Genomic DNA, 14,574 nt, shown 5'->3' on the forward strand with positions numbered 1-14,574 from the left:
GCGTGTCGTGGAGAGGATGTATATGCGGCGGGTCACATTCGGGCATTTCTTGAAGATATAAGATCAGGTTCGAGAAATGCCGAAGATTTGATGCTCACAGAATACGAAGACGAGGTTGTGTATAATGTCTCGCCGTTGATCGAGCTTCAAAACAAAAGAATAAATGTTAATAGGGTTCGCCTGATAACAGTTAATAACTGGCGTCTTATATTTGGGATTTGCAGACCGTCGCGGCGGATTTGCTTATTCGCAATTATGCACCGAGACGCTGACTATAATAAATTTCTGCTGGAAGAGATTGAGACCGAGTATGATGCCCTTGGCTTCCACAGGTACTGAATTTGAGTACCATCTAGAGCGTCCGGGAAATGGTCGGGTGATTTGCGTTTCTGCTGGTAGCGCTGATAACAGCGTCATACGGATTGATCGCTCGCAGGCCCGTTCTATTCCTGGCGGATATCAGCTGCTTGACTCGTTTCTCGATAGTTTAGACAACGATGAGGAACTAGAGGAGGCTACTCGGCGAGCGCGCGTTGAAAGCGCAGCAGTTAATGCCGAATTGGGTGCGCCCGTTACGTTGGTCCAGCTTCGTCTCTCGAAGGGGCTGTCGCAGAAGCAACTGTCAGCTTTGATGAAAACGTCGCAAAACGCAATTTCGCTCTACGAAAGGCGTGAACGAAAGCCCGGAGAAGAAGTTTTGCGCCAAATGGCTGCGATCTTCGAGGTGGATTTTAATACATTGATGGAAGCGCTTCAAAATGCCGATCACTGACGGCTTCGTTTTATTTTGCGACGACTACCGCTCTGAGGTGGCCAACAAGCAAAGCATCATGGGATTCTATGGGCCGCAGCTACATCTAATCGACCCTCCCGAAGGTGCGCCTCTACAGCTTGGTAATCTTTCGATAATTTGTATCGTTAGAAGCGAGGGTGTTGACGAACTTAAAGTCGACTTTGAGATCGAATTTGAGAATGCGCCAATAGACACCATGGATAATGTCACGGGGAACACGGTGATCTCGGATCTGCCCACTGATCGTCAATGGTCATCAAATTTCCATGTTAAGATGGGTGGGCTGCCGATCCAGGCTGGGATGACAATCAAAGCCAAATTCAACGTGAACGGACAGGCTTTTGCTGCAAGTCTGGGGATAACCGACGCACCGATGCCTCAACCTTTAGTTGTTAGTGGTTAAGCGCTTGCGCGAGTTCCCGTTGCGATGGACAAAATCTCATCCATCTGACGGACAACCTGGACGACAGCGCCGCGCTGCTTGGTCAGGTCCGGCTTGACGATAACGCGTGCGATCATAGCGCGGTAGCGGCCGATCGCTTCGGGCTGGGCCTCGGGCGTCGATAGCGCGGCCGACAGATCGTCGACCTGTTTCCGGTACTGCTCCTCGACGTGCGGGTGGAGCGCCAGGACGTTCGGCAGGGCGTCCGTGCTGGCGAGCTCGCGCTGCAGCCGGTCGGCTTCGTCGCGCGCGGTGGCGAGCATGGTGCGGATCTCGGCGAACTCGCTACCGCCTTCCGCAAACGCCTTCAGCATGCGCTCCTTCTTGCGCTCGGCTTCCTGCAGCTTGCGCTCGATCCGCGCGCGATCGCGGCCGAGGTCGGCTGACTGGCGGGCGAAGTCGCGGTGATATTCGCGGACATATTCGCTCACGGCCTCGGGTGAGAGCAGGCCCGCTTTCAGGTCGGCCAGCACCAGCGCCTCATAGCGGGACGTCTTGATGTGCCGGTTGTTGGTGCAGTCCTGCCCGTAGCGGAAGACGCTACAGCCCCAGAATTCACCAGCGGTCTTTACCCAGGGCGCGCCGCAGACGCCGCAGAAGCCGAGGCCCGACAGGACGTGCTTTGGCCGGCGCTGGCGTTCCGGTCTGACGCCCTGGTTCGACGCGAGCCGCTGCTGCGCTTGACGCCAGGTCTCATCGTCGATGATGCGAAGGTGCGGGAAGTCCTGCTGTTCGACGTCGCCATCGGGATTCGGTCGGCTGAGCCGCTGCCGGGTCTGCGGATTGATGACCTGACGGCTGCGGCCGTAAGTGATGGTGCCGATATAGGTCTCGTTGCGGAGCATGCCCCGTTTGTATTTCAGGTCGCCGCTGATCGCGGTCTCGTGCCAAATGCCGCCGCGCGAGCCGGGGATGCCGTCGGCGTTCAACCCTGCGGCGATCGCGCGCGGGCTGCGGCCGGCGACATATTCCTTGAAGACGCGGCGGACGATCTCGGCCTTGTCAGGGTCGATCTCGCGCAGGCCGCGCACCAGCTGGCCTTTCTCGTCGAGGCGGTTGGCGTGGCGGTAGCCGTAGGCGATGCTGCCCGGGATGCGGCCTTGCTTGAGCGTGCCCAGCTGGCCGCGCCGCACGCGCTTGGCGAGGTCGGTTCGGAACTGCGCATCCATGAAGCCTTTGACCAGGCCGATCATGGGCGTGACGGCGCCGTCGAACAGCGTGAAGAGCCGCGCGCCGACGAACTCGATCCGTTCGCGGATCATGTGCGCGTCGGCGATGTGGCGGGAAATCCGGTCGGTGGATTCGGCGAGCACCTGGTCGATGCCGCCAGCCTCAACCATCTGCATCATGGCGTGCAGTCCTGGGCGCTGGTGCGCATCGATGCCGGCGGCACCAGAGGTCGCGGCATCCTCGAACGCGGCGACGACGTGCCAGCCTTCCTGCTCCGCGCGTTGGCGGCACAGGGCGATCTGATCCGCGGTCGAGCGCGGATTCTGGTTATCGCTGCTGAAGCGTGCGTAGATGACCGTCCGCACCGGCGTCTCCTGGCTGGTCGCTTCGCCCGTGGGAATTCTGGGCGGCGCGAAGGGCGGCAATGTCTCTTGCAACCTGGGCGCGCGCAAGCGCCTTTACGAATTCCCGGATCTTTGGATCAAGGCTCATGCCGCCTTCCTCCTGCGGCTCCAGCGCAGCGCTCGGTTCGTCTCGGCCGGGATCAGCTCGTAATGGGTTTCCTCGATGCAGAGAGTCCGCTCGCAGCGGTGGTCGAGGTTCATGCCGTCGGGCACTCGAGGCGTGGGGATGATGCCCGCGACCCAAGCCACTGCGACATGGACGCGCACGGCGTTGAAGCCGGGGATCCAGATCGAGCCATAGGGACCGCTGCTCGGCCGCTTGCCGCCCTTCGACTGCGCCCCGGTCCACAAGCGGCAGGGCTTTTCCAGCCCGTTGCGCGAGCCGATCAGCAGGCGCTGCTTCTCGGCAAGGCGCGCCGCGACGACGATGCGGAGGCAGGCGGGTATCATGCTGCGGCCGCTTTCCGCCCGACGCAGTGGGGGCACGGCTTGGGATAGAAATTGCAATACAGCAGCGTGAATGCGAGCGCGTAGGTGATGTCTCGCAGGCCCTTCAGCTGGTCGAAGTCCTCCTGCTTCGTGCTGCCGTCCAGGACCTCCAGCATGCGCTTGTAGGTGGCGCGGGCGCTCTTCGACATGATCTCGCGCTGCGCTTCGGACCATCCCTGAGGCTCGCGGGTGTCACCTGACCAGCGGCGGAAGAAGTGGACGATGTTCGACCAGATGGCGTCGTCATAGTCCGCCTTCTCCTTCGACACCCGACCCGCATCGACCGCAGCTTTCGACGCCGCGCCGCGCCGCGCGCGTTCCTGCTCGGCCGCGCGCTGGAGGGTGGCCGGCGGCATAGGCTCACTGAGCAGGTAGCGGCTCATGCCGGCATCCCGTCGTGCTGAACGCCGTCCAGATAGCGCCCTGCGAATGATTTCGTGGTGAGAAGGGCGTGATCGCTACCGTTGGTCCAGAGGCCACCGTCACCGTTCAGTTGGCCGCACGGCAGATAAGCACCCCATTGTTTGAAGAAGAACGGCGTGCCGGCCTCGGAGCACTGGTCGCGCAGGCTTCGCGCCCAATCGGCGAGCATCGGCCGCGCCCCTTTTCCGCTTTCGCCGCCGACCACGACCCAATCCACCTTCGGGTGGCCGTCGTTTTCCCCCTCGCCCCATATGTCGAAACGCTTTCCGTTGAGGCAGCTTTCCCAAGAATGGGCCAGCCCGTCATCGAAGGTCTCATGGATGCGGTCGAGCCTGACTGGTCCGAGCAGCGGCTCGCACGAAAGCCAGCGGACGGCGGCAGGCGTGGCGAGCAGATGAGGAATGCGCTCGTCCGCGCGGGCTTGATCCTCGACCGACACACCCAGCCAGACGTTTTCTAGCGCCTGATCTTTCGTCTGAAGCAACGCGCCGCCGCTGGTCGGATGCACGATTTGAGGGCGCGGAAAATCCTTTGCGATCAGCTTCATCTGACTGATCCAGCGGAATTGCGTGGCGGAGCTGAAGTAATCCCGCATGCGATCGGCACGCTTCGTCAGCACTTGATGGATGTGCTGCGGCGTCAGCGCCATGACGGCGAAGCAGCGGTCGATCCACTCGTCGGAGACGGCCGGATGGAACATGTCGCCATGGGCGTTCCAGAAGATCCGGCGTGGCTTGGCCCAGCGGAGCGGCTGGAGCAGCTGCCCCTCGTTCAACCGGACCTCGCCGTTCCATACCGGCCCCGCCTTGCTGTCAGTCGTCAGCCCGGCGCGGGAGGGGTGATGCTTCAGCCGCGTCCCGGCGAGTCGCATCGCGTAACAGTTGGTGCAGCCCGGCGACACGACGGAGCAGCCGTTGATGGCGTTCACCGTGGCGTCAGTCCACTCGATCTTGGTGCCGTCAGCCATGGGCCCGCTCCCTGATGTGTTGGGCGACCGCGTGCAGCGTCTCCGGCTCCAGATTGAAGAAGCTCAGCTTTCCCCGGCAGGAAACCAGCGGCAGTGGAAAGGCGTCGCGCAGAACGAAGCCGTAGCGGCCGAAGAACCAGCGCGAATCCATCGCGGTGACGCAATCAACGATGCGGGCCATGCCCACCACGCCGCCGCGTGGCATCGCTGCTTCGGCTGGATCGTCCATGTCCAGTTCGCTCTTCGACACGCCGGCATGAACGATGAACCAGCCCCGGCCCTTGGTCGGCCAGTCCCGATTCTCTACGTCCTTGCCGTCGTGGAAAATGTGGTGGGGGTAGGGCTGCTTGATCGACAGGGCCTTGATCACGCCGCGCTCGACGCGGTCGGCCAGCTGGAGGAGGTCCGTCATTGAACACTCCCCATCGCCGCACCGCTCTCGTGACAGGAAATCGCCTGATACCAAGCGAAGGTCGCGATCCCGATCCACTTCTCGAAGGATTCCTCGTCGAGCGCGGCTGGACCGCCAGCTCCGGCGACGAACAGACCCGCGAAGGCGACAATGCCGCCCGTCAGCAAGTCGGCAGTCCCGTTTTCGTGTCCCCTCCGGTGTGCTTTCTGGAGTCGGCGCAGCATGTAGTCGGCCATGGCCCTGCGTTCGGCATCGCACCGCAGGTCATGTTCGCTTGTGCCGAACTTCTGCCATTGATCCGGGCGGCCGACGTGCTTGAATGGGTCGATCCCGTCAGCCATTGGCGATCTCCAGCAGCACGTCCGCGTGGCAGGGTTCGCTCGGCTGGCACCAGCAGGCGAGGTTTTTGCCCGCCAGCTCCCGGTGCGCCATCTCGCGCAAGGCCGGTGTCGCCAGGATATGGAGGCGGAACGCTGCGACCGCCATCGCGGCAGATCGTGTGCCTTCCACAGGGTAAGGGTTGCCCCACTTGGTCGAACGGTCGACCTTCACGGTGTTGGCCGGCATGCGCCAGCCCTTGGCGCGCGACAGTTGGACCCGAACGGGCTTATCCATGACGGGCCTCCGCGAAGGGCTCGCCGCAATTGGGACGGCGGCCGGTGGTGAAGGGGAGTTTGCCGAAGTCGATCGCGCTGAGCAGCATCAGCACGCCGATGGCGACCAGCACAGCGAAGAAGGCGGCGGCGCGGCTCACGCTGTCGCCTCGCGGGCTGCTCGATCGAGCGCTTCGACAACGTCGACAGCCATATGGCCGAAGAGGCCGAAGGCGAGGCACGAGCCGCCTGCTGGGGTGTCGCAGTTGGCGCAACCGCCCAGCCCGTCATCCATATCCTCATCGGCGTCGCGGCTGCGGCAGAGGGCTTTGGCGGCGATCATCACCTTGGCGCGCTTCGCTTCGGGGATGAGGTTCCACATCGCCGGCTCATCAACGACCATCGGCGGGGTCCTCCGGCGTGGCGATAGGCAGGGCTGATCCGGTCGGCTTTGCAGCTTGCTTGGCGCGGATGGCGTCAACCTTCGTCCAGATGCGGGCCAGTTCGCGTTCGGCTGCCTCGCTAATGTCCAGCCCGACCGGATTGCACAGGGCCGCCAGCGTGACCATGACGCCGCCGACTTCCTGCCCGCGCTCGCCAACGGGGCGGCTGAACACATAATCGACCAGTGCATGGGCGCGTTCGGCATTGAACCCCGGCATGGTCTGCGCCAATTCCAGCGCCTCTTCGGTGAAGCGGTCGGCCCGCTCCAGAAGATCGCCGGTTATCGTTGCGCCGAAGCAGGCCAGCATCCATTGCCGAACGCCCGCTTGGAAGTCGGACGGCCAAGCAACGATCCGCTGGGGGAGAGTGGAAAGGGCTTCCGCAGCTTCCGCGCATACGGGATGGACATCCTTGGGCGGCTTGGCGTGGAGAACCCCGGCGCGGTCAATGCAGCGAAGGTTCCTGACGAGCGCATCCCGTAGCCCCTGATCCTGAAATTCTGCCGGTGCTGGGCTCGTGTGGTGATCGGTGATGATATTCGCGATGCTGCTGGCTGCTGTCCGACAGCGTGCGATTACAAGCTCTTCGCGGCTGGTTTCAGACAGCTCTTGAAAAACAGACTGCGCGACCTTCAGGCCGTCAAGCGGGGCCAACGCTGTGCTCATTGGCTATTCCTTTCCACCGGCTGGCCAGCGTCAAAGCGCTGTCCCGGCATGGGCTCGCAGAGCAGGGCGGCGACGATCTTGTCGCGGTACTCGGCGATCATCCCGACGATGATGGCGAGGGCGAACCACGCGCTGCCGAAGAACAGCACGGCTTGTGAGGCGCTCACGCTGCGGCTTCCTCGGCCGCATGGAGCGCGAAGCTGAAGCCATTGCGGATCCCGCTGGTGTAGAGCGTGCGGACCTTCTTGGCCTGGAAGCCGCTGTCGCGCAGGCGGCGGGCAAAGACGGCTTTGTCGATCGAGGGCTCGCGCTGATAGACGGTGCGATACCAGGCGAGGAAATCGCCCCAGGCATCGGCGACTGCGGTGAAGCTGTCGCTGCTGACCGATGCGATGCGGCTCGATGCCCACAGATCGATCGCATCATCGGGCGCGGCCCAGGGCGTCAGCTGATCCAGCGCCACAGTGGCTGTAACGACCTTGCGGCGCTCGGCCTGGCCGATCACGAGCCGGGTGCCGTTGGGATTGATTCGCTGGATGCGGACCTTGGTGTTGCGAAAGACGGCGTAGCTGCCGACGTGCGGGAATTCGGTGGGCGTCTGAAGCATGGTGCAATCTCCGTCACATATGACGGGTTAGCTACACCGTCATATGTGACGGGTCAAGCGGCACGCGTAACGGGATATCGCATCGGAGGTGCCAAGGGTATGATTGGGCAGTTGGACCGGGGGAATTCTGAATGCAATCTGTGGCGCTACTCCTGCTGCTGGCTTCGGCATCAACGCAGGCGCCGATGTCCGGCGCGCGGGACGTGCAAGTCCAACAGGGCCCCGGCAAATGGCATGTGCTGAGGCAGCCGGATCCTATTCGCGGTGGCGATAGCCTGGCCATGGTGGTGGAGTCGGAAAACGGTCACGACTTTGCCTGGCCATATCAGGGCGGGTCGAAGTTGCGTCTATGGCTGGCCCGCAACGCCGCCGGTGGGGAGGGCGCGATCATCGAGCTGACGAATGGCCAGCTAGTCTGCTCGCCGTCTATTCCGTGCAGCGCTCTTGTTCGGTTTGATGAGCGTCCGGCGAGGCGCTTCCGTCTTGGGCTGATGGAAGACTTTTCGCCGAACCGGCTACGGATTGTAGACGGCGAAGAATTCGCTCGCGAGCTTATCAGTGCCCACAGACTCGTGGTGGAGGTGACCGTGTTCCGGGAGGGAACGCCGCAATTCTCCTTCGACGTGTCCGGTCTGGATGTCGCTTCCGATCAGAGACCGTAGAGGTCGTTATTTTCCATGATTCGGTGCATCCGGTGCACGGACTTCGCGGGCAGACGGAACACTATCGGCGGGTTGTATTGCTCCAGCTCGATATATTCCTTGGTCCGTTTCAGCAGCGTCTTTACGAGCACGCTGTAGATCCTGCCGTCGCCCTCCTCGCCCTCTGGTCGGGCCACCTGGACGATCACTGCGTCACCAATGCTCGGCTCTCGACGAGTCTCCACAAACGATAACCAGCCGGGGAAGAAGCGAGGCTGCATCGAAATGCCCGTGTGATAGATCGCGTAGATATCCTTGCGGCCCGCCACCCCTGCGGGCCTGCGCACATAGTCGATCACATCGTTTTCGTCGATTTCCGTCATCTCGACGATCTTACTGAGCCCGTCTTCGTCGAAGTGCATATCGCTCCCCATGGCCGTCCCAAGAACGGGGACATCCTTGCCCAGCTTTAATTTATCGAAGATTGCCATTTCGGGAATAGCTCGCTCCACCTCGCTGGAGGTTGGGAAGTTATAAGGCTGCGGTAGCGACGGCTCTGGCTTCGCGGGCTGATCATCCTTGCCCAGCAGCCAGGCGACCGTGGTGCCGAGTTCGCGGGCGATCATCTCCATCCGTTCGCCGCTGGGCATGTGACCGCGATAGATGCGGCGAATCGCATCCTCGTTGCCGGTCGCTGCCTTCGATACATTGGAAGCCGATCGCTTAATCAGCTCCAGGCGTTCCTTGATACGGTCGTTAAGGGTGTCGGACATGCCGGCATTTATGGCGGATTTGCGGGCCGTCATGCTATCGTCATCCGTGCCGGTTGACTGTGACGCATAAACCGTCATATGTAACGGCTTCCGAAGTGAGGAAGTCGTTTGCTGTGGACCAAGACAATCCATCCTCTGTTCTCATCGATCCGATGTTGGCGCTAGCCGAAATCTGGTCAGCGAAGGCGGGTAAGCCGCTGACCGTGTTAGCTGAGCGGGTCATTTCCAGCAGCCAGTTCTTCGCCCGTGTGCGGGAAGGGCGCGACATCACCGTGCGCAATTACGCTCGTGTCACCGCTTGGCTGAGCGAGCCCGCCAACTGGCCGGACGAACGCATGCCCAAGGCTGCGAAGCGCATTGTCGAGATCATGCCCCATGGTGCTGATATTGCCAGCGCGCTGGCGGCGGCGTCATCTCATAAGGCGGATGAGTGCATGAGTGACTCCGACCTCGGGGCTGCCGCGTGACGAACGGGGCGACGCTCTCCACCGACCAGCTCTACCTGAAGAAGGAAACCCGCGCGGCGGTCGACGACGTGCAGGGGATGGACAAGGTCGCAAAGATGCTCGGCCGGTCACAGTCGCGCATCTCGCACTACTGCTCGTCCAACCGCGACGAGTTCATGCCGATCGACCTGGTCGCGGAGCTGGAGCAGCTGACGGTCGGCAAGCCCGGCCATCCCCGCATCACCCGCGCGCTCGCTCGGCAGGCTGGTTTCCTGCTGGTGCCGGAGGGTGGCCAGGCCGGCGAGGGCCGATCCCTTGGCGAGCATCTGGCCGACGTGGTCGGGGAAGCATCGGAAGTCATGAGCGCGATGAAGACGGCTTTGACCGGCTGCGCGCTTGATCGCGCCGATCGGCAGCGCGCGCTGCAGCAGGCGCGCGAACTTCAGGACGCTGCGGCGGAACTGGTCGCCGCATTGGAAGCGCAAGGGGGGTAGGCATGCACGGGGGTGGGGTAGAACAGGGTGCGAAACGGGGCGCCGCAAGGCGCCAGCTCAATCGCGAAGAACTGCTCGAATGGGTGCTTGCGGCTCAGCCCGGCGCACGGCTGCTCTATGGCCATGGCGAGCATGCTTCCCATGTCGCGAGCGAAGAGGTCAATGACGAGCTGATGAAGCTGGCCGGGCAGGGCTACGTCCACCTGTTCCAGAGCAAGGCGCATCCGCCCCGCTTCACGCGCGACTATATAGCGCAGCGCAGCAGCCGGCAGGTGAAGGCATGAGCGGCGAGGGTTATCCGATCGCCGCCGATCGGCAGGTGCATGACGACACGGTGCAGTGCTGCACCTGCGACGCCATGCACCAGGGCGTCCCATCCTCATCGCTCCCAGCGGGATGGGACGCCTTCATCATGGGCGACGGGCTAGCGCTGTTCTGCTCGGCTTGCGTGGCGGCGGGACGGATGGAGCTGTTCCGCGCCACCGCCCAGCTGCCCCGGCAGCAGCATTGGCGATTTTCGACCTGCATCATCTCGGTCTATCGGCCCGCCACGCGCGAGATACTGATTGCCACGCCCGACGGGACAGCTCGGATATCGGAGCGTGATGCAGAGGCACTGGTCGCCTCTATCGGCGGGGCGCTGGCTGATCGTGCGCTCGCGGGCCAGTTGCTGGGGACTGCCGCATGACGTCCCCAATCGGCGAGCAGGTCGCCGTGATGCTCCTGCAAATCCGCCCCGTCCATGTGGGCGGCGGGGACGTGCGCGACCCGGCCATGCGGCTGGAGCGCGATCTTGGCCTCGACCAGATCGACTTCATGAGCCTCGGCCTGGAGCTGGAGGACCGCTTCGGCCTGGTGCTGGGCGACGATGCGCTGCTGGCGCTCAAAACCGTCGGCGACGTGATCGCCGCGGTAACGGATCATGTTTCTGCCGGGGCCTCGTTCACCCCACCCGGCACGGCGGGGGCTGCCCTTCGGGTCGCAACAGCTCCCGCCAACCCCCTCTCGTGTGATCAAACGGAGCGTTGCTGATGAAGACGGTCAGCCTCCTCGACGATGCGCGCGCGCCGCTGGAGCGCGACTGGTCCGTCGGCATCAACGTCGACAATTTCGCTGGCGGCGGCGGCGCCTCGACCGGACTGGAGCAGGCTGGCTTCCCGGTCCATGTCGCGATCAACCATGATCCCGAAGCTGTTGCCATGCACGCCGCCAACCATCCGGCAGCGCGGCACCATTGCCAGAGCGTGTGGAGCATCGATCCGCTGGAGGCCGTCACCTTCGCCGATGGGGACGGCCTGGTGCGCGCCCATGCGGTGCGGGTCGCGTGGTTCTCGCCAGACTGCAAGCACTTCTCCAAGGCCAAGGGCGGCAAGCCCGTTGAGAAGAACATTCGCGACCTTGCGTGGGTGGTGCATCACTGGATCGACCGGCTCGGCCCCGCGCTGCGGCCGGCCATCATCATGCTGGAGAATGTCGAGGAGTTCCGCACCTGGGGGCCGCTCGGCGATGACGGCCGTCCCTGTCCGACGCGGAAGGGGAAGACGTTCAACCAGTGGGTCGCGAAGCTGCGGCGCGCCGGATACCGCGTGCAGTGGAAGGAGCTGCGGGCGTGCGATTATGGCGCGCCGACCTCGCGCAAGCGCCTGTTCCTGAAGGCGCGCTGTGACGGTCGCAGGATCAGCTGGCCAAAGCCGACCCATGGCAAGCCCGGCAGTCCGGCGGTGATCAGCGGTCGTCTACTGCCATGGCGCACGGCGGCCGAGATTATCGACTGGTCAATTCCCTGCCCGTCCATCTTCGAGCGCGCCCGCCCGCTGAAGGATGCCACCTGCCGTCGGATCGCGGCGGGGATCATGCGCTATGTCATCAATGCGCCGCACCCGTTCATCGTGCCCGTCTGCAACAGCAGCTGGGCATCAGGGCGCGCCTATGCCGGTGACGAGCCACTGCGCACCATCACGACCGCCAAAGGCGGAGAGTTCGCCGTGGTCGCGCCATATTTCGCACCGCTCACCCATCATGGCAGTGCCGAACGGGTCTATGGTCCAGAGGATCCCCTGCCGACCGTGACTGGAGCGCATCGTGGCGAGATCGCGGTGATCGCGCCGCATCTCATGACGATGCGGAACAGTGGCAAACCCTACACCGCTGGCGACGAGCCTAACCACACCATCACGGCCGGCGGCGCGCATCAGTATCTGGTCGCCGCCTTCATGGCGCAGCACAACAGCATGCCAAGGGGCGGACTGCACGCGGGCCACGACGCTCGGTCGCCGGTCAGCACAATCACCGGGCGCGGTACTCAACAGCAGCTGGTGGCGAGCCACATCGTCAAGCTGCGGGGCACGTCGAAGGACGGCCAGGCCACCGACACGCCGCTGCACACAATTAGCGCCGGCGGGCTACACCATGCCGAGGTCCGCGCCTTCCTCGTCAAATATTATGGCGCCGCGCAGCACGGGCAGGAAATGACCGAGCCTCTTCATGCCGTCACGGCAAAAGCGCGCTTCGGCCTCGTCACCGTGACGATCGCCGGCGAGGAATATGCGATCGTCGATATTGGCATGCGGATGCTCAGCCCGCGCGAACTGTTCCTCGCCCAGGGCTTCCCCGCCGATTACATCATCGATCTGGAGGTCAACGGCCGTCCGCTAACGAAGACGGCGCAGGTCCGCATGTGCGGCAACAGTGTCAGCCCGGTGATGGCGCGGGCGCTCGCCTCGGTCGACTTCGTCAACGACGATGATGCCGCCGAAAGGATCGCGGCATGAGCGCGGCGCAGAAGCGCATCGTCGCGGTGCTGCGGGCGCAGCAGCCGGAGGAGGGTTGGACCGCCTCCAAGCTGCGGGTTGCCGCTGGCCTCGACAAGGCGACCTTCCAGGAGGCCGTCCGCGCGCTGCGCAACAGCGGCAAGATGGACTTTGCCGGCTATGCGCTCTCTCCGTCCATGCTGGAGCAGGCTGCGCCGGTCGATGCGGATGCCGTCTCCTCGATCACAGAATCGGTGAAGCTGGAGGCCGAAGCGATGGGCGCCAACCGGCGCGCTGCGCGGACGATCGGCAGCAACGGCGCGCGCGGCGGCATGCTCGACGCGACGGTGACCCGGCTGTCAGCCGGCGGTCGGCTCCAGTATGAGGCGCTCCGCGACGACCAGGTCGCTGCGCTCCAGCTGGCGCGCTCGCAATGGGGCGAGCTGTGGGCGCGGCTGTGCGACAGCGCCGTCGCGGCGGGTGAGCGGCCGGTGCAGGCGATGCGCCGCCTGATCGAAGCGGGCCTGTGGGTGGAGCGGCTCGACCAGGAGGAATCGGCAGCATGAGCACGCGGCGGAAACCTGCTGCGGCCAAGGCCGACCAGCGCAAGTCGATCGAGCGGTTGCTCGCCGAGCACAATGAGCACCGCCGCCTTGTCGGCAAGAATTTCGTCCATCGCGGCAGCGGCGATTCCTATCAGCTGCTGGCGTTGGCCCACACCGAAAGCGGCAATGAGCTGGTGGCGGTCTACTGCCTCAACGCCATGTCCCGCCTGAAATTCACGCGCCCCATGACCGAATTCCTCGATCGGTTCGAGGAAGGGCTGGGCATCAAGCAGGAGACAGAATGATGGCGAAAGCCAGCACGACGGCGCAGCCGCCGGCAGAAGGTGACGAACAGGGCGCGGCCGGGAAGGACAAGGCGCCCGTCAATCCGCCGATCATCGAAGTGGGGGTAAAGCAGCTGCGCGCCGCCATGAAGGCGGTGGCGGGCGCGATCGAGAGCCGCAACACCATTCCCGTCCTGAGCAACGTGCTCATCAACTGCGACGGGCGTCGCCTGTATCTGACCGGCACCGACCTCGACACGATGATCGAAGCCACGGTCGAGGCGCAGAAGGCGCGGGGCATTGCGGTGACCGTGGGCGCGAAGCTGCTGGAGGACATCGCCAAGAAGCTGCCGACAGAGGCGCTGGCGACCATGGTGCTCGACGGCAACCAGCTGGTCGTCAGCGCGGGCCGTGCCCGGTTCCGCCTGCCGACGCTGCCGGTAGCGGACTTCCCGATTCTCAGCTCGCCCGAATGGCTGCATGAGTTCGAATGTCCCGCCTCGGTGTGGACGCAGATGATCGATCGCGTCGCCTTCGCCATGTCGAGCGAGGAGGCCAGCTATTATCTCAATGGGATATATCTGCACCAGACCCCGGCGGGACTGCTGGGCGCGGCCGCGACCGACGGGCATCGCCTCGCGGTGTTCCGCACCGACATGCCGGAGGGTGGCGAGGGACTCACGTCCATCATCCTCGGCCGCAAGGCGGTCGGGCTGGTAGCGAAACTGCTCGACGACTTGAAGCCCGGCGATGACGGCGTGTCGCCGGAGGTGGAGTTCGCGACCGACGGCAAGAAGGCTCGCTTCGATTTCGGCACCGTGACGCTGACGACCAAGCTGATCGACGGCCAGTATCCTGATTATACCCGGGTCATCCCCTCCGGCACCGACAAGCGGTGCGAGTTCACGCCCACGGTCCTGCGCGAAGCGGTCGACCGGGTGATCGTCGTCACGACCGAAAAGACGCGGCTGGTGAAGGCGGTGTTCGGCGGCGAGATGCTGCAGCTGGAGTCGGTCAGCCCGGAAAACGGACGCGGCACCGAAGAGCTGGCGGTCGCGCATGAGGGCGGCGAGCTGACGATCGGCTTCAACGGCAGCTATCTGCTGGCGGTGCTCGACCATCTGGCGGCCGGTGCTGCCGAAGTGCTGATGAGCGACCCCGCCGGGCCGACGCTGTGGCGGCAGGATGAGCAGGCCACGTCCTTCTACGTCCTTATGCCGATGAGGGTCTGA

General features: G+C 63.9%; 25 protein-coding genes. 12 read left to right on the forward strand and 13 right to left on the reverse strand.

The annotated features are described in order from the left end of the window. Positions 1-310 precede the first annotated feature (310 nt). Both MRBLMA1_RS06030 and MRBLMA1_RS06035 read left to right on the forward strand, forming a co-directional pair. On the forward strand, positions 311-772 hold the full coding sequence (locus MRBLMA1_RS06030) for a helix-turn-helix domain-containing protein (protein ID WP_363735629.1): 462 nt from the start codon (positions 311-313) through the stop codon (positions 770-772). Continuing rightward, complete coding sequence (locus tag MRBLMA1_RS06035) at positions 759-1,196, forward strand: hypothetical protein (protein WP_363735630.1); 438 nt, start codon at positions 759-761, stop codon at positions 1,194-1,196. The genes MRBLMA1_RS06030 and MRBLMA1_RS06035 overlap by 14 nt, the downstream gene beginning before the upstream one ends. On the opposite strand, the gene MRBLMA1_RS06040 is transcribed toward MRBLMA1_RS06035, so the two are convergent. From MRBLMA1_RS06040 to MRBLMA1_RS06095, 12 genes are all read right to left on the reverse strand, one after another. After that, a complete protein-coding gene (locus MRBLMA1_RS06040) occupies positions 1,193-2,770 on the reverse strand; it encodes a recombinase family protein (RefSeq protein WP_363735631.1) in 1,578 nt (525 codons plus the stop codon). The genes MRBLMA1_RS06035 and MRBLMA1_RS06040 overlap by 4 nt on opposite strands. Before the next feature lie 123 nt (positions 2,771-2,893). Then, positions 2,894-3,259 (reverse strand): hypothetical protein, encoded by a 366-nt coding sequence (locus MRBLMA1_RS06045; protein WP_363735632.1) that lies wholly within the window; start codon positions 3,257-3,259, stop codon positions 2,894-2,896. Next, complete coding sequence (locus MRBLMA1_RS06050) at positions 3,256-3,681, reverse strand: hypothetical protein (protein WP_363735633.1); 426 nt, start codon at positions 3,679-3,681, stop codon at positions 3,256-3,258. The genes MRBLMA1_RS06045 and MRBLMA1_RS06050 overlap by 4 nt, the downstream gene beginning before the upstream one ends. Next, positions 3,678-4,688 carry a phage Gp37/Gp68 family protein gene (locus MRBLMA1_RS06055; RefSeq protein WP_363735634.1) on the reverse strand — a complete coding sequence of 337 codons (1,011 nt, stop codon included), beginning with the start codon at positions 4,686-4,688 and terminating at the stop codon, positions 3,678-3,680. Before MRBLMA1_RS06055 ends, MRBLMA1_RS06050 begins: the two co-directional genes overlap by 4 nt. Next, positions 4,681-5,100 carry a hypothetical protein gene (locus MRBLMA1_RS06060; protein WP_363735635.1) on the reverse strand — a complete coding sequence of 140 codons (420 nt, stop codon included), beginning with the start codon at positions 5,098-5,100 and terminating at the stop codon, positions 4,681-4,683. Before MRBLMA1_RS06060 ends, MRBLMA1_RS06055 begins: the two co-directional genes overlap by 8 nt. After that, positions 5,097-5,441, reverse strand: coding sequence for a hypothetical protein (locus MRBLMA1_RS06065; RefSeq protein ID WP_363735636.1), 345 nt, complete (start codon positions 5,439-5,441; stop codon positions 5,097-5,099). Before MRBLMA1_RS06065 ends, MRBLMA1_RS06060 begins: the two co-directional genes overlap by 4 nt. Next, the gene (locus MRBLMA1_RS06070) at positions 5,434-5,715 is read right to left on the reverse strand and encodes a DUF4326 domain-containing protein (RefSeq protein WP_363735637.1); all 282 of its coding nucleotides are present in this window, start codon (positions 5,713-5,715) and stop codon (positions 5,434-5,436) included. The genes MRBLMA1_RS06065 and MRBLMA1_RS06070 overlap by 8 nt, the downstream gene beginning before the upstream one ends. After that, a complete protein-coding gene (locus tag MRBLMA1_RS06075) occupies positions 5,708-5,854 on the reverse strand; it encodes a hypothetical protein (RefSeq protein WP_363735638.1) in 147 nt (48 codons plus the stop codon). Before MRBLMA1_RS06075 ends, MRBLMA1_RS06070 begins: the two co-directional genes overlap by 8 nt. Then, positions 5,851-6,096: a hypothetical protein gene (locus MRBLMA1_RS06080; RefSeq protein WP_363735639.1), complete on the reverse strand. Its 246-nt coding sequence runs from the start codon at positions 6,094-6,096 to the stop codon at positions 5,851-5,853. The genes MRBLMA1_RS06075 and MRBLMA1_RS06080 overlap by 4 nt, the downstream gene beginning before the upstream one ends. Next, entirely contained in the window at positions 6,086-6,802 is a 717-nt protein-coding gene (locus tag MRBLMA1_RS06085; RefSeq protein WP_363735640.1) for a hypothetical protein, read from the reverse strand. Before MRBLMA1_RS06085 ends, MRBLMA1_RS06080 begins: the two co-directional genes overlap by 11 nt. Next, on the reverse strand, positions 6,799-6,969 hold the full coding sequence (locus tag MRBLMA1_RS06090) for a hypothetical protein (protein ID WP_363735641.1): 171 nt from the start codon (positions 6,967-6,969) through the stop codon (positions 6,799-6,801). The genes MRBLMA1_RS06085 and MRBLMA1_RS06090 overlap by 4 nt, the downstream gene beginning before the upstream one ends. After that, positions 6,966-7,409, reverse strand: coding sequence for a hypothetical protein (locus tag MRBLMA1_RS06095; RefSeq protein ID WP_363735642.1), 444 nt, complete (start codon positions 7,407-7,409; stop codon positions 6,966-6,968). The genes MRBLMA1_RS06090 and MRBLMA1_RS06095 overlap by 4 nt, the downstream gene beginning before the upstream one ends. 131 nt (positions 7,410-7,540) lie before the next feature. On the opposite strand from MRBLMA1_RS06095, the gene MRBLMA1_RS06100 reads away from it, so the two are divergent. Beyond that, positions 7,541-8,071, forward strand: coding sequence for a hypothetical protein (locus MRBLMA1_RS06100; RefSeq protein ID WP_363735643.1), 531 nt, complete (start codon positions 7,541-7,543; stop codon positions 8,069-8,071). On the opposite strand, the gene MRBLMA1_RS06105 is transcribed toward MRBLMA1_RS06100, so the two are convergent. Further along, complete coding sequence (locus MRBLMA1_RS06105) at positions 8,059-8,901, reverse strand: S24 family peptidase (RefSeq protein WP_363735644.1); 843 nt, start codon at positions 8,899-8,901, stop codon at positions 8,059-8,061. The two genes, MRBLMA1_RS06100 and MRBLMA1_RS06105, sit on opposite strands and share 13 nt — an antisense overlap. A 35-nt stretch (positions 8,902-8,936) precedes the next feature. On the opposite strand from MRBLMA1_RS06105, the gene MRBLMA1_RS06110 reads away from it, so the two are divergent. From MRBLMA1_RS06110 to dnaN, 9 genes are read left to right on the forward strand one after another with little or no spacing between them, the layout of a single operon-like run. Then, positions 8,937-9,290, forward strand: coding sequence for a hypothetical protein (locus MRBLMA1_RS06110; RefSeq protein ID WP_062117706.1), 354 nt, complete (start codon positions 8,937-8,939; stop codon positions 9,288-9,290). Then, complete coding sequence (locus MRBLMA1_RS06115) at positions 9,287-9,763, forward strand: phage regulatory CII family protein (RefSeq protein ID WP_363735645.1); 477 nt, start codon at positions 9,287-9,289, stop codon at positions 9,761-9,763. Before MRBLMA1_RS06110 ends, MRBLMA1_RS06115 begins: the two co-directional genes overlap by 4 nt. Positions 9,764-9,765: 2 nt before the next feature. Beyond that, positions 9,766-10,047, forward strand: a complete 282-nt coding sequence (locus tag MRBLMA1_RS06120; RefSeq protein ID WP_363735646.1) for a hypothetical protein — start codon at positions 9,766-9,768, stop codon at positions 10,045-10,047. Beyond that, complete coding sequence (locus MRBLMA1_RS06125; RefSeq protein ID WP_363735647.1) at positions 10,044-10,451, forward strand: hypothetical protein; 408 nt, start codon at positions 10,044-10,046, stop codon at positions 10,449-10,451. Before MRBLMA1_RS06120 ends, MRBLMA1_RS06125 begins: the two co-directional genes overlap by 4 nt. After that, complete coding sequence (locus tag MRBLMA1_RS06130) at positions 10,448-10,795, forward strand: acyl carrier protein (protein WP_363735648.1); 348 nt, start codon at positions 10,448-10,450, stop codon at positions 10,793-10,795. Before MRBLMA1_RS06125 ends, MRBLMA1_RS06130 begins: the two co-directional genes overlap by 4 nt. Continuing rightward, a complete protein-coding gene (locus MRBLMA1_RS06135) occupies positions 10,795-12,534 on the forward strand; it encodes a DNA cytosine methyltransferase (RefSeq protein WP_363735649.1) in 1,740 nt (579 codons plus the stop codon). Before MRBLMA1_RS06130 ends, MRBLMA1_RS06135 begins: the two co-directional genes overlap by 1 nt. After that, positions 12,531-13,079: a hypothetical protein gene (locus tag MRBLMA1_RS06140; RefSeq protein WP_363735650.1), complete on the forward strand. Its 549-nt coding sequence runs from the start codon at positions 12,531-12,533 to the stop codon at positions 13,077-13,079. The genes MRBLMA1_RS06135 and MRBLMA1_RS06140 overlap by 4 nt, the downstream gene beginning before the upstream one ends. After that, a complete protein-coding gene (locus MRBLMA1_RS06145; RefSeq protein WP_363735651.1) occupies positions 13,076-13,363 on the forward strand; it encodes a hypothetical protein in 288 nt (95 codons plus the stop codon). The genes MRBLMA1_RS06140 and MRBLMA1_RS06145 overlap by 4 nt, the downstream gene beginning before the upstream one ends. Continuing rightward, entirely contained in the window at positions 13,360-14,574 is a 1,215-nt protein-coding gene (gene dnaN / locus MRBLMA1_RS06150) for a DNA polymerase III subunit beta (RefSeq protein WP_363735652.1), read from the forward strand. The genes MRBLMA1_RS06145 and dnaN overlap by 4 nt, the downstream gene beginning before the upstream one ends.

This window comes from Sphingobium sp. LMA1-1-1.1 (assembly GCF_040676365.1).
Taxonomy (GTDB): Bacteria; Pseudomonadota; Alphaproteobacteria; order Sphingomonadales; family Sphingomonadaceae; genus Sphingobium.

Bases quoted from the DNA above. Each gene is read 5' to 3' on its own strand.
- MRBLMA1_RS06100 (WP_363735643.1), top strand. From the start codon at position 7,541: ATGCAATCTGTGGCGCTACTCCTGCTGCTGGCTTCGGCATCAACGCAG.
- MRBLMA1_RS06140 (WP_363735650.1), top strand. From the start codon at position 12,531: ATGAGCGCGGCGCAGAAGCGCATCGTCGCGGTGCTGCGGGCGCAGCAG.
- MRBLMA1_RS06055 (WP_363735634.1), bottom strand. From the start codon at position 4,688: ATGGCTGACGGCACCAAGATCGAGTGGACTGACGCCACGGTGAACGCC.
- MRBLMA1_RS06145 (WP_363735651.1), top strand. From the start codon at position 13,076: ATGAGCACGCGGCGGAAACCTGCTGCGGCCAAGGCCGACCAGCGCAAG.
- MRBLMA1_RS06130 (WP_363735648.1), top strand. From the start codon at position 10,448: ATGACGTCCCCAATCGGCGAGCAGGTCGCCGTGATGCTCCTGCAAATC.
- MRBLMA1_RS06120 (WP_363735646.1), top strand. From the start codon at position 9,766: ATGCACGGGGGTGGGGTAGAACAGGGTGCGAAACGGGGCGCCGCAAGG.
- MRBLMA1_RS06065 (WP_363735636.1), bottom strand. From the start codon at position 5,441: ATGGCTGACGGGATCGACCCATTCAAGCACGTCGGCCGCCCGGATCAA.
- MRBLMA1_RS06050 (WP_363735633.1), bottom strand. From the start codon at position 3,681: ATGAGCCGCTACCTGCTCAGTGAGCCTATGCCGCCGGCCACCCTCCAG.
- MRBLMA1_RS06060 (WP_363735635.1), bottom strand. From the start codon at position 5,100: ATGACGGACCTCCTCCAGCTGGCCGACCGCGTCGAGCGCGGCGTGATC.
- MRBLMA1_RS06070 (WP_363735637.1), bottom strand. From the start codon at position 5,715: ATGGATAAGCCCGTTCGGGTCCAACTGTCGCGCGCCAAGGGCTGGCGC.
- MRBLMA1_RS06125 (WP_363735647.1), top strand. From the start codon at position 10,044: ATGAGCGGCGAGGGTTATCCGATCGCCGCCGATCGGCAGGTGCATGAC.
- MRBLMA1_RS06105 (WP_363735644.1), bottom strand. From the start codon at position 8,901: ATGACGGTTTATGCGTCACAGTCAACCGGCACGGATGACGATAGCATG.
- MRBLMA1_RS06035 (WP_363735630.1), top strand. From the start codon at position 759: ATGCCGATCACTGACGGCTTCGTTTTATTTTGCGACGACTACCGCTCT.
- MRBLMA1_RS06045 (WP_363735632.1), bottom strand. From the start codon at position 3,259: ATGATACCCGCCTGCCTCCGCATCGTCGTCGCGGCGCGCCTTGCCGAG.
- MRBLMA1_RS06085 (WP_363735640.1), bottom strand. From the start codon at position 6,802: ATGAGCACAGCGTTGGCCCCGCTTGACGGCCTGAAGGTCGCGCAGTCT.
- MRBLMA1_RS06080 (WP_363735639.1), bottom strand. From the start codon at position 6,096: ATGGTCGTTGATGAGCCGGCGATGTGGAACCTCATCCCCGAAGCGAAG.
- MRBLMA1_RS06135 (WP_363735649.1), top strand. From the start codon at position 10,795: ATGAAGACGGTCAGCCTCCTCGACGATGCGCGCGCGCCGCTGGAGCGC.
- MRBLMA1_RS06030 (WP_363735629.1), top strand. From the start codon at position 311: ATGATGCCCTTGGCTTCCACAGGTACTGAATTTGAGTACCATCTAGAG.
- dnaN (WP_363735652.1), top strand. From the start codon at position 13,360: ATGATGGCGAAAGCCAGCACGACGGCGCAGCCGCCGGCAGAAGGTGAC.
- MRBLMA1_RS06095 (WP_363735642.1), bottom strand. From the start codon at position 7,409: ATGCTTCAGACGCCCACCGAATTCCCGCACGTCGGCAGCTACGCCGTC.